14 protein-coding genes are annotated in these 11,034 nt (G+C 66.4%); 7 read left to right on the plus strand and 7 right to left on the minus strand.

The annotated features are described in order from the left end of the window. The first annotated feature begins 207 nt into the window (after positions 1-207). Together ASD78_RS12770 and ASD78_RS12775 are read left to right on the plus strand one after the other, a co-directional pair. Positions 208-1,062: a sel1 repeat family protein gene (locus ASD78_RS12770; protein ID WP_056101968.1), complete on the plus strand. Its 855-nt coding sequence runs from the start codon at positions 208-210 to the stop codon at positions 1,060-1,062. Continuing rightward, positions 1,043-1,513: a hypothetical protein gene (locus tag ASD78_RS12775; RefSeq protein ID WP_156087748.1), complete on the plus strand. Its 471-nt coding sequence runs from the start codon at positions 1,043-1,045 to the stop codon at positions 1,511-1,513. The genes ASD78_RS12770 and ASD78_RS12775 overlap by 20 nt, the downstream gene beginning before the upstream one ends. A 294-nt stretch (positions 1,514-1,807) precedes the next feature. Here ASD78_RS12775 and ASD78_RS12780 read toward each other — a convergent pair whose 3' ends face one another. Further along, entirely contained in the window at positions 1,808-2,470 is a 663-nt protein-coding gene (locus ASD78_RS12780; protein ID WP_056101973.1) for a DUF6766 family protein, read from the minus strand. A gap of 690 nt (positions 2,471-3,160) precedes the next feature. Here ASD78_RS12780 and ASD78_RS12785 point away from each other — a divergent pair. Next, the gene (locus ASD78_RS12785; protein ID WP_082575614.1) at positions 3,161-3,715 is read left to right on the plus strand and encodes an isochorismatase family cysteine hydrolase; all 555 of its coding nucleotides are present in this window, start codon (positions 3,161-3,163) and stop codon (positions 3,713-3,715) included. Between the two features lie 34 nt (positions 3,716-3,749). Here ASD78_RS12785 and ASD78_RS12790 read toward each other — a convergent pair whose 3' ends face one another. Beyond that, on the minus strand, positions 3,750-4,169 hold the full coding sequence (locus tag ASD78_RS12790) for an H-NS histone family protein (RefSeq protein WP_056101982.1): 420 nt from the start codon (positions 4,167-4,169) through the stop codon (positions 3,750-3,752). 352 nt (positions 4,170-4,521) lie between these two features. On the opposite strand from ASD78_RS12790, the gene ASD78_RS12795 reads away from it, so the two are divergent. Further along, positions 4,522-5,733, plus strand: a complete 1,212-nt coding sequence (locus ASD78_RS12795; RefSeq protein WP_056101985.1) for a glycosyltransferase — start codon at positions 4,522-4,524, stop codon at positions 5,731-5,733. Between the two features lie 148 nt (positions 5,734-5,881). Here the strand turns inward: ASD78_RS12795 and ASD78_RS12800 are convergent, their stop codons facing one another. Next, the gene (locus tag ASD78_RS12800; protein ID WP_200944192.1) at positions 5,882-6,916 is read right to left on the minus strand and encodes an NADP-dependent oxidoreductase; all 1,035 of its coding nucleotides are present in this window, start codon (positions 6,914-6,916) and stop codon (positions 5,882-5,884) included. 63 nt (positions 6,917-6,979) lie between these two features. On the opposite strand from ASD78_RS12800, the gene soxR reads away from it, so the two are divergent. The 3 genes from soxR to ASD78_RS12815 all read left to right on the plus strand — a co-directional run bounded on the left by soxR (position 6,980) and on the right by ASD78_RS12815 (position 8,428). Then, entirely contained in the window at positions 6,980-7,432 is a 453-nt protein-coding gene (gene soxR, locus ASD78_RS12805) for a redox-sensitive transcriptional activator SoxR (RefSeq protein ID WP_056101988.1), read from the plus strand. 114 nt (positions 7,433-7,546) lie between these two features. Next, on the plus strand, positions 7,547-8,056 hold the full coding sequence (locus tag ASD78_RS12810) for a DUF1993 domain-containing protein (RefSeq protein WP_055906034.1): 510 nt from the start codon (positions 7,547-7,549) through the stop codon (positions 8,054-8,056). A gap of 75 nt (positions 8,057-8,131) precedes the next feature. Beyond that, complete coding sequence (locus ASD78_RS12815; RefSeq protein WP_055906036.1) at positions 8,132-8,428, plus strand: hypothetical protein; 297 nt, start codon at positions 8,132-8,134, stop codon at positions 8,426-8,428. A gap of 137 nt (positions 8,429-8,565) precedes the next feature. On the opposite strand, the gene ASD78_RS12820 is transcribed toward ASD78_RS12815, so the two are convergent. Genes ASD78_RS12820 through ASD78_RS12835 form a run of 4 tightly spaced genes read right to left on the minus strand, consistent with a single transcriptional unit; the run spans position 8,566 to position 10,780 of the window. Continuing rightward, positions 8,566-9,123 carry a GNAT family N-acetyltransferase gene (locus tag ASD78_RS12820; protein WP_056101991.1) on the minus strand — a complete coding sequence of 186 codons (558 nt, stop codon included), beginning with the start codon at positions 9,121-9,123 and terminating at the stop codon, positions 8,566-8,568. 5 nt (positions 9,124-9,128) lie between these two features. Next, entirely contained in the window at positions 9,129-9,662 is a 534-nt protein-coding gene (locus tag ASD78_RS12825; RefSeq protein WP_055906041.1) for a tail fiber protein, read from the minus strand. A 35-nt stretch (positions 9,663-9,697) separates the two neighbouring features. Then, positions 9,698-10,228, minus strand: coding sequence for a tail fiber protein (locus ASD78_RS12830; protein WP_055906044.1), 531 nt, complete (start codon positions 10,226-10,228; stop codon positions 9,698-9,700). A gap of 27 nt (positions 10,229-10,255) precedes the next feature. Then, positions 10,256-10,780, minus strand: coding sequence for a tail fiber protein (locus tag ASD78_RS12835; protein WP_055906047.1), 525 nt, complete (start codon positions 10,778-10,780; stop codon positions 10,256-10,258). Positions 10,781-11,034 lie beyond the last annotated feature (254 nt).

Genomic DNA, 11,034 nt, shown 5'->3' on the forward strand with positions numbered 1-11,034 from the left:
TCGGCACCTGAGGTGCGCCGCCTGGCACGCCAACTTTTAATTGGTCTTGAATGTCAATTTAGGATTGTGTTTTATCTCTCCGCAACTCGAAGTCGCGAATTTTCCGATGCGGACAGACGACGAGTCAGTACCGGCCAGCGGGCCGGCAAACCGGACACGAGGAGCGAGGGAATGCGGGCAGATAGGCGCAGAGGTTGGTTGGGAGCGATGGCCGCGGTGCTGGCGGTGGCGGCACTGGCGGTTTGGTGGCGCGGACATCGGGTGGATGCCGTGCCCGTCGCGCGTATGAGCGTTCCAGCTCTGACTGCGCAACCCGTCGCCGCGGACGAGGTCGGCGGCGCCGGCGACCCGGCTGCCGAACTGGTGCGCGCGCGTCGCCCCGGTGCGGTGAGGCGGGGCGTGGTGCCTTCGCGCAGCTTCGACCTGCCGCGTGGTCGCGCGGTCGATGTGGTCGCGGCCCTGCAACCGCGGGCCGAGGCCGGCGACAACGAAGCGGCCTTGTATTTGTTCATCAAGATCGAGGAATGCCGCTACCAGCTCTATCACGGTGGCGGCAACGACAACCGGCCGCCGCCGAGCGCGGACGACAGCCTGGAGGCGCAATTGATCGCGCGCACGCCGCCGGAATGCCACGGTCTGACCCAGGAGCAGTACCAGAACAACGTGCGCTGGCTGGAGCAGGCCGCGGATGCCGGTGTGGTGATGGCCCAGCTCTCCTATGCCGGCAACGCCGAGGCGGTCGTCGGCAACTCTTCGCAGATGCTGGCGAACCCCGAGAAGGTCATCGCCTATCGCCGCAAGGCGATGCAGTACCTGCGCCAGGCGGCCGCCAGCGGCAGTCTCTCGGCCTTGATGAGCCTGAGCGACGCCTACCACTACGGCGTGCTGGCGCCGCGCGACCCGATCCGGGCCTATGCCTACTACTACGCGAAGGACATGGCATCGCCGAGCGCGTACGGGCGGCAATACCTGGACACGTACGCCGACCAACTGGAACCGGCGCAACTGGCTACGGCCATTCAACAAGGAAAGGGAATCTACGATGCGTGCTGCAAACCATAAAAAACTGTTGCCGATGGCCGGCCTGGCCGTGCCGTTGTTGTTGGCTTGCGCTTGGCTGGTTGCGGCGGAGCGCGGTCCGTTCGAATGCGATAACGGCTGCCAGATCGACTATCCCAAGCCGGATCCGCTCACCGCAGATTACGTGCAGCAGATGAAACCGCTGTTCTACCGCTGGTTCGGCGACGTGTTCTGGAACAAGGGCGATACCTACATCATCTGCAACGCGAGCTATTGCGCGAAGTACTACATCACCGACGATTTCGGCCTCTACGGCAAGGAAGGGCGTATCGAGCGCGAAGGTGGTTCCAGCAGCATCGGCGTCGGCGGTGGCGGCAACGAAACCGGCGGTGACGGCGGTGGCTACAACCCGGGTGCGGGCGGCGGTGGAGGCGGTGGAGGTTACACCGGCGGCAAAGTGATCGTCGGCGATCCGGCGGTGGTGCAGAACTGATCGTGAGCGGCGCCCGCCATGCGCGGGCGTCGCTTCCAGGCGGCTGTCGCATCGCCGCGAGCAAGGGATGGGAACCGTGCGCGGGCTTTGCGCCTGCGCCTGCGCTAGCTTCCGATGTGGATGCCGAGGTGTCCGCTAACCATATTGCGGCTGGCGATCCGGCGGCGGAGCTCCTACGTGCGCGGCGCCCGGGCACCGTACCACGCGTGTCGACGTTCACGCGCAGCTACGATCCGCCACCGGGACGTGCGGTGGATGTGGTCGCCACGCTGCAGCGATCTCTCTATCAAGCCGCTAGGCCCCTGTTTGTGAATGGGGCGCGGCAAGGGGCTTTGACTCCGGAGATTTGTCCTGGCGCAGGAAAATCGACAGCATCACGATCGCAAGCACCGCGAGGAACTCGCTTTGCCAGTTCTGAAGGGACTCGAACCAGAAGGTAGTGCCGGAGAGATGCTCCAGTATTCCAATCGGGGGCTGACCTGCAAGATGCCGTTCGTCCAGCTCGTGTCGCCAGCTGCCCACCGCATGCAGAACAAAAGACCCGACGAACAGGAAGGCAAACGCAATGGTCAGGGAACTGGCATAGAGCCTTGCCCACCAACCGCCCATACGGACTGGCCATGGCGTTGGGCCATCCTCGATCACTTCCTTATCTTCGTGGAACGGTCTTGACTCGGCCGAGCCGTGCTGCCGCAGCCAGACGGTGAGCAGTACGTACATGCCCATCTGCAGGAACTCGCTCTCCCAGTTCTCGAAGGTGGCGGAGATGAAATGTCCGCTGCGCAAATAGGCGGCCAGCGTGACAGGGGAGTAGCCGTGCGTGAGCAACTCATCGTTCCACGAGGCGTGGCCCGCGAGGATCTGGCCCCACAGGAACACGGCGAAGATCGCGAAGAGCACAAGGCCCAGCGCGTTACGTTGCCAGAAGGAAGGGGTGTTCTTGGCTGTCTTGGTCATAGCGAAATCTGGGCGGACACCCGTATGTGCATACAACCTCGGTCGGAGCGCTCACGGCACGGGGCGAGGTCGGGAACAATTACCGGAGAACTTTCGGACTACCTACGTAGTCGTGCGTCGATCTTGCTCAGGGGTTCTTGTGTCGTCCAGATATTCCCACTCTTTGCAGAGGTCCTCGTTTTGCGCGTCCCTAATCGCTGCCGTGCAAATCTTGATGCCGCCGCACTCGGTCTCCAGTGCCCGCAGTAATGGTTCGTGGACTTGAGTCTTGTCCATAGCTTCTCGCTCGTGCCATCGCATGGTGCAGCGGGTGGGACGCATCATTAGTAGACGCGGCATCCGCAAGCGAATGTGAAGAATGTTTCTGTCGAGACCGATTTTCTTAATGGTTCATGCGGAAGATGGACACGAGAAAATCGCTGACTAGGGCGTGGGACGGAACGCGGCAAAGAAGAGAGTGGGAGGTTGAATTGTCGTGAGCTTTGTTTCGCGCGCACAGCCGGCTGACGCCGTTCGGGCCGAGGTCGACGAGCCCGGCCCTCGCGAACACCGGTTCACGACTCCATGACGGTAGCGCCGCTAGGTTCGCGTAACGGTCAACGGGCTCGGATCGCCGGCACTTTAGCCCGCGTAGCCAGCGAGCAAACGCACGGCCGAGAGCAGCCTTAAGACGTCGACAGTGAGGTGCCTATGCGGCGAAAGTCAGGTCGACCCGCATTGCTGATTGTGGATATGTTGAACATGCTCGATTTCGATGCGGGTGATGCCCTGCTCAAGCAGGCGATGCCGGCCGCAGCGAAGATCGCCAGCTTGAAGCGTCGCTTCAAGAATGCTGGCGCTCCGGTCATCTATGCGAATGACAACTTCGGGCAATGGCATGCGGACTTCACGGAAATTGTGAAGATCTGCAGCGGCGAGGGGTCTAGGGGCGCGCCGATCGCCAGGAAGCTGCTACCGGAGCCGGACGACTTCTACATCCTCAAGCCCAAGCAATCCGCTTTTCACTCCACGCCCCTGGCGGTGCTTCTCGAGCACTGCGGCAGCCGGAAGGTAGTGATAACGGGAATTTCCACGGACGTTTGCGTCGCAGCAACGGCGATCGACGCGCACATGCGGGATCTGACGGTTCATGTGCTGGCGGACTGCGTCGCGGCTCCGACTCGCGCGCGAACGGTTCGGGCGCTCGGCATGCTTCACGAGTCGATAGGTTCTTCGTTGGCTGCATCCCGATCGATCAGGCCTTAGTCGACTCAAGCCGCTGCGCATTCGCGGTTCTGCGTCAGCCCTGCTTGATGAGCGTCCGTCGGCCTATCGAACTGCTCTTGCGTGCGGTCGGCTTTGCCAGGCCGGGGATCAGGAAGTCGGTGACGCTCCGGCCATGTTTCGTCTTCTGGGCCAGCCACAGCGGCATCCGCCCGCGGCCAGACCAGGTATTGCGCTTGTTCTCCGGATCGCGGTACTTGGCCGCCACCTTGCTCGCCTTTCGCCGCGGCGCCCGTTTCTTGCCAGGCTTCTCAGCTACCGGCTGATCCCCATACAGTTCCTCGATCGTATACCCGTACTGAGCAGCGACTGCGATCGCTTTTCGACGCACTAGGGCAATGGGGCGACGGCTGCTTATCAACTGCCGCCGCTGCTCCGCGGCGACCAGAAGGGCGTTCAGTTCCGACAGGCTGAGCTTCTCGATATCGATTTTCATGCCCGCGAGGGTCCAGCCACACCATCGACCTGTCAAGCGACAACCTGATGTTTTGTGAGAATGCGCTCTCGGCCGGAGGCACGGTCGGGTCCTGCGCCTCAATATATCGATGCCGTCGAAGGCGGCTGGCATTGAAAGAGATGGATGGGGGCGCCATTTGGCTGTCGGCCATGCTCCTTGTGGATATGTCGGCGGCCCCTTGGGTCGTCCCGCCAGGATCGCCGCCCCGCTGGGAGCTTTGCAGCGGGCACGTTGCCCCGCAGCTTCGCCCGGAGGCGCCGGCACGACGGCGGCGAGGACGGTTCAGGCGGCCGCCACAAATCCGTCATCGCCCCGCCATAGTCTGGCGGGCATGAACATCCTGATGCTGTCCGACGTGTACTTCCCGCGGGTCAACGGCGTCTCGACGTCGATCCGCACCTTCGCCCAGTCGCTGGCGCGGATGGGCCATGCGGTGACCCTGGTGGTGCCGGATTACGGGCCCGACAGCGGCCAGGATCAGCACGACGGCCATGGCGAGTTCGAGATCCTGCGGCTGCCGTCGCGGGTGATCTTCTTCGATCCCGAGGACCGGCTGATCCGGGCTTCGGCGCTGCGCGCGGTGGAGGACCGGCTGGCGGCGCGGCACTGGGACGTGATCCACATCCACACCCCGTTCCGCGCCCACAGCCTGGGCGTGCGCCTGGCGCGGCGGATCGGGCGGCCGACGGTGGAGACCTACCACACCTATTTCGAGGAATACGTCGGCCACTACCTGCCGTGGCTGCCGGCGCCGCTGCTGCGTGCGTTCGCGCGGCGCGCTTCGCGCTCGCTGTGTCACGGCGTCGATCATTTGATCGTGCCGACCGCGCAGATGGTGCAGGTGCTGGAGCGCTACGGCATCACCACGCCGTCGACGGTGCTGCCGACCGGCATCGACCTGAGCGAGTTCGCGCGCGGCGACGGCGCGCGCTTCCGCGCCGAGCACGGGATCGCGCCGCAGCGTCCGACCCTGGTCACGGTGAGCCGGCTCGCGGTCGAGAAGAACATCGCCTTCCTGCTGCGGGTGGCGCGGCGCCTGGTCGACGAATTTCCCGAGCTGCTGTTCCTGATCGCGGGCGAGGGCCCGGATGCCGAGCGCCTCAAGCGCCTGAGCGTGGAGCTCAAATTGCAGGAGCACGTGCGCTTCTTCGGCAACCTGGACCGCCGCACCGCCTTGCTCGACGCCTACCGCGCCGGCGACGTGTTCGTGTTCGCCTCGCCGACCGAAACCCAGGGGCTGGTGCTGATCGAGGCGATGGCGCTGGGCGTACCGATCGTATCGACCGCGGTCATGGGCACGGCCACGGTGCTGCGCGATGTGCGCAGCGCGGTGGTCAGCGCCGAAGACGAGGCCGCGTTCGCCGGGCATGTCGCTGCCGTGCTGCGTTCGCCCGAAACCCGCGCGGCCTTGTCGGCGGCCGGGCCGCTGGACGCGCGCGCCTGGAGCACCGACGGCCTGATGGAGCAGGTGGTGTCCCTATACGAAAGTCTCGCACGTACCCGCGCCGTCGCCACGACGCTGGCGGCCACGGCCAATCCGTAAGACGCGGCAAGACGCAGGCGCACCGCATCGAAACAGCGCGAGCGATCGAGACCGCACCGACGCGGTTGTCGCCGCGGGCTAGGACGCGATCGCATCGATGGCTACGTCGGTGCGTAGCCGTCGCGCGCGCCGGTGCGGCTGGCGTCGGTCACGGCCCGAATCCGCTGTCGCCGGTCTGGTAGACCATCAGCACGACCTTGCCGCGGCCGTGGCCGGTCTCGACGTCGCGATGCGCGACCGCGGCATGCGCCAGCGGATAGATCTCGCGCACATGCACGTGCAGGCGGCCGTGTTCGTACAGGTCGACCAGATGGCGCAGGCGGTCGCGGTCGCATTCGCCGCGCAGGCGCAGTACGCCGTGTTCGCGCGCGCCGTCGCCATCGACCAGGCTGCCGATGCGTTCGCGCGCCACGCCCAGCGCCAGCGAGGCGGCGATAGCGCCGCGGCCGGCCGCGTCCAGCGCCACGCTCACGCCTTGCGGCGCGAGTGCGCGCACGCGCTCGACCAGGCCGTCGCCGTACAGCACCGGCTCGGCTCCGAGCGTGCGCAGGTAGGCGTGGTTCTCGCGGCTGGCGCTGCCGATCACGCGGGCGCCGGCCAGACGCGCCAGCTGCACGGCGATGGTGCCGACACCGCCGGCGGCGCCGTGCACCAGCAGGGTGTCGCCGCGGCCCACGTTCAAGGCGCGCAATGCGACCTGCGCGGTCTGGCCCGAGGCCGACAGGGCGCCGGCCACTGCCCAGGACATCATCGGCGGCTTGGCCACGACCTGCGGCGCCGGTACGGTCACGACTTCGGCGTAGGCGCCGCCGTCGCACCAGCCCAGCACTTCCTGGCCGTGGTAATAGCCGCGCACGCCGTCGCCGATCTGGTCGACGACGCCGGCGAATTCGTAGCCCAGGCGTTGCGGGAAGGCGGCGTCGGCGTCGATGCCGCGGCGCGCGAAGTCGCCGTTGCGGCGGGCGATGTCGGCCGGCTGCACGCCGGCCGCACGCACCCGCACGCGCAGTTCGCCGCGCGCGGCTTCGGGCAGCGGCAGCACGGCCGGATAGAGCACTTCGGGTGCGCCGTAGCGGTCGAAATGCACGGCCTGCATCAGGCCGGCATCGTCGTCGATGCCGTCGGCGGCGTCGCGGGAACTGGGTTGGTCGAGGTCGTCGTCGCGGGCGTTGCGGTTGTCCATGGCTTGACCGGAGGGAGTGGGGACGCGCAGCATAGAACCTCAACTTAACTTCAGGTCAAGCGCATGGGCGCGAATACCGAGCTCAGCGTGGGGCAGATGGCGCAGCGCAGCGGCGTGGCGGTGTCGACCCTGCATTTCTACGAGACCAAGGGCCTGATCCACAGCCAGCGCACCGCCGGCAACCAGCGCCGCTACGGTCGCGACATGCTGCGCCGGATCGCGATCATCCGCGTCGCCCAGCGCGTGGGCATGCCGCTGGCGACGATCCTGCAGGCGTTCTCGACCTTGCCCGACGGACGCACGCCGACGCGCAAGGACTGGGAGCGGCTGTCGGCGGCCTGGCGCGAGGAGTTGGACGAGCGCATCCAGAAACTCAGCCAGATGCGCGACACCCTGGACGATTGCATCGGCTGCGGCTGTCTGTCGATCGACCGCTGCCGCCTGGCCAATCCGGGCGACGTGCTGGCCGAGGACGGGCAGGGTGCGCAGCGTTGGGAGCATGCGCCGTCGGATTGAGGCCGCACCCGGGCATCGCCACAGCGCACCGGCAGGACGCATCGATCCACGCATGCGCGCGCGGTCGGCGCCGGTCGCCGTCGTACCATGGTCGCTTTCCCCACGAGTCCCGCCATGACCGTTTCCATGCACGCCGCCTCCGTCCCCGTGTTCAAGCAGTTCCTCGGCAGCCTCGCCGCGCTGCTCGACAAGGCCCAGGCCCACGCGGTCGAGAAGAAGATCGAGCCGGACGTGCTGCTGCAGTCGCGCCTGTACCCGGACATGTTTCCGCTGCTGCGCCAGGTCCAGATCGCCTGCGACTTCGCCAAGGGCGTGAGCGCGCGCCTGGCCGACGCGGAAGTGCCGGTGTACGACGATTCCGAGCGCAGCTTCGAACAGCTGCAGGCGCTGGTCGCCAAGACCACCGCGTTCATCGACAGCCTGGAGCCGGTGCTGTTCGACGGCGCCCACGAGCGTGAAGTGGTGCTGCGCCCGGGCACGCCCAAGGAGCGCCGCTTCGTCGGCCACGACTATCTGCTGCATTACGGTCTGCCGCAGTTCCAGTTCCACGTCGTGACCGCCTACGCGATCCTGCGCCACAACGGCGTCGAGGTCGGCAAGCGCGACTACATGGGCCAGTACTGAGCCTCGCGCGCCGCGCGCGCTTGCATCGCGCGCGCGGCGCGGCGACCATGCGTTCCAGCTTTGAGGGGAAGCCGCATGGAACTGCTGACGCTGGATCATTTCGCCCGCCACGTGAACGAGACCTTCTCGGCCGCGCTGAACGACGGCGAGGTGCCGTTCGTGCTGGTCGAGGCGCGGGCCTTGCAGAGCAGCCAGGTCGTGCCGGGCGCGGCGCGCGCGCCGTTCTCGTTGCTGTTTCGCAATGCCTCGGCGTTTCTGTTCCCGCAGCAAACCTATCTGATGCGCCACGAAAGCGTGGGCGAGGTCGGGATCTTCCTGGTGCCGGTCGCGCGCGAGCGCGAAGGGTTTTTGTACCAGGCGATTTTCAACTGAGGGCGGGGCGGGCTGGAACGCTCGCGCTCGCTCGGTGATCCAAGGCCGATCTGAGGCGCTGCTAATCCGGTACTGATCGCGATAGGCGCGGTGGGCGTGGGGGCGCGGTCGCGGCTTACGCCGCTCCTACCCCAGAGCTAGAGCGCGCCCTGCGGGGTCCAGCGCAGGCGCCGGTAGGCGCCGCCGTCTTCGAGCAGGACGAAACCCAGGCGCTGGTACAGGCGCTGCGCCTGCGTATTGTCGGACGACACATGCAGATGCAGGCCGCGGCCGAGCGCGGCGGCGTCGTGCTGGCTGTGTTCGATCAAGGCGCTGGCGATGCCCTGGCCGCGTGCGGCGGGCAGCAGGCTGATATCGACGATCAGATGATCGGGCGCGCGCCGTTGCAGGTAGTAGCGCCCGACCGGCGTGCCTTCGCGCTCGATGGCGAGGAAGTCGGCGTCGGCGTAGTGGTGCAGGTAATGCTGATGCTGGAGCGCGAACTGGCTGTCGAGAAAGGCGCGCTTGGCCTCGTCGGGCCAGGGCACGGGCGCGAGTTCCTCGGCCCGGGTGCTGGCGTAGAGCGTGCGCAGCCAAGGCAGGTCGTCGTCGCGCGCGGGGCGCAGTGCGAACCCGCGCTCGCTCAGGAGCGCGGGTGTCGCCAGGCGGTCGTCGCGGCCTTGCGGAAACGGCGGTAGCGGCGACGTCGCCTGCATTGCCGTCAAGGGAAGCTCGGGAAAATACCCTGTAAGGCGATGCAGAAGTTCGACGCGAGGTACGGCTGGCGGTTTTCGTGCGGCTGGCCGCCGCCGGCCGGGCCGCACATGACCGGAGCGAACTGCACGTTCGGCGCCACATTCCCGATGAAGGGGTTGCTGGAGGTCGGGATGCCCAGGAAGTTGTTGGGGGCCGGCGTGCTGGTGCGCGAAGCGCCGGTGGGCTGGTTGTAGGCGGTCAGCGTATGGCCGTGCGCCGGCATCTCGCCCTGGGTCAGGGTCACGCTGTTGGAGCCGAACACTTCGCCCATGCTGCGCGGCGTGAGTCCGGGACCCTGGCCCTGGTTGCAGGCGGCACGGTTGACGAAGTTGGGCAGCTGGAACGTGGTCTGGCCGTTGCCGCCGTACTGGGTGCCCAGCAGCGCGAACAGCGCGGTGTTCTGCTGGATGGCCATGGTGGCGCCGGTGCACGACGCCCAGCCGCGCGGCGCGAAATTGAATCCGAACAGCTGGATTTCGCCGATGAAAGGTTCGGTCATGGTGATGTCCTCGAATGATGGTCCGCGGCGGCCGCTCAGCTCTGCGACGGGAAGATGCCGGCCCAGGCGATGCAGTACCCCACCGTCAACGTGGGCATCAGGTTGTCGTGCGGCTGGGTGTTGCCGCTGCTCGAGATCGCGGCCGGGGCGAGGGCGGCGCCGGTGGCGCCGGTGATGTCGGTGACGTACATGGTGTCGCCCGACACCGTGGCCGGTTGCACTGTCACACCGACCGCGCCGGTGCTGGCGGCGGCCGTGGTGGCCATCAGCGCATGGTTGTGGCTGGGCAGCTGCTGGGTCAGCAGGGTCACGCTCTCGGTGCCGGCCCTCTGGCCGAGCACGTAGGTGCTCAGGCCCAGGCCGGTGCCCTGGTGGATCGGCGCGCGGCCGCGCAGGTCGGGCAGGGCGAAGGTGGACTGGCCGTCGCCGCCGTAGGTGGTGCCGATCAGGGTGTACAGCACTTCGTACTCGCTGATGGGCTGCAGCGAACCGTCGCAGCTGAACCAGCCGTTGGGCACGCGGCCGAAGCCGAACATACGGATTTCTCCGACGTAAGGGGTGCTCATAGGGAACTCCTGTAGATGGCTAGGGCGTCAGTTGCGCGACGGGTAGATGCCGACCAGCGCGATCACGAAATTGATCGTCGTGTAGGGCTGTATGTTGCTGTGCGGCTGGCTGTTGCCCGTCATGCCGATGCCTTGCAGCGCGACCTGGGCGCCCGAGGAGGGGCCGAAGATCGAGGCGCTGTTGGTGCCGTACAGGCCATTGGTCGGATTGCGGATCGCGCCCGCCGTGGTGTTGCCGCTGACCATGTGCGTATGCGTCGGCATCTGCGTAGCGAGCAGGGTGACGTTCTCGACGCCGCCGGTCTCGCCCAGCTGATACGGCGCCGGATTCCAGCCCCCATCGACCGAATTGCCGAAGCCCACCGGGGTGCGCGACTGCATGTTGGGCAGTTGGAAGTTGGTAGTGCCGTTGCCGCCGTAGGTGGTGCCGAGCAAGGAAAACAGCGCTTGGTTCTGGGCGATCGACAGGATCTGCCCGTTGCACAGGGCAAAACCCTTGGGCGCGAACTGGAACCCCGTGAGCATGATCTGCCCGAGGAAGACTTCGGTCATACCTTTTCCCCCAAAAGGATGGTGGCACGGGACGTCATGTCCGGTGCGCTCGCTACTCTCGCTCACACTCCGTGCGCCGTACAAGCGAATTTTTTGTGGCAGTGCAGCATAAAAATATGTGAAGTGGGTGGCACTTTATTTGCGGATCGATTCCTGATTGAATGAAGGGAGAGCAGTTCGCAAGGGGTGCGGCTCGGGCGTCAGCCCGATGTCCGCGGACAAGGATTCGAGTCTCGCCGGACGGTTCGACAGCC

The sequence above is a fragment of the Lysobacter sp. Root667 genome (assembly GCF_001427715.1).
In the GTDB taxonomy this organism is placed as follows: domain Bacteria; phylum Pseudomonadota; class Gammaproteobacteria; order Xanthomonadales; family Xanthomonadaceae; genus Lysobacter.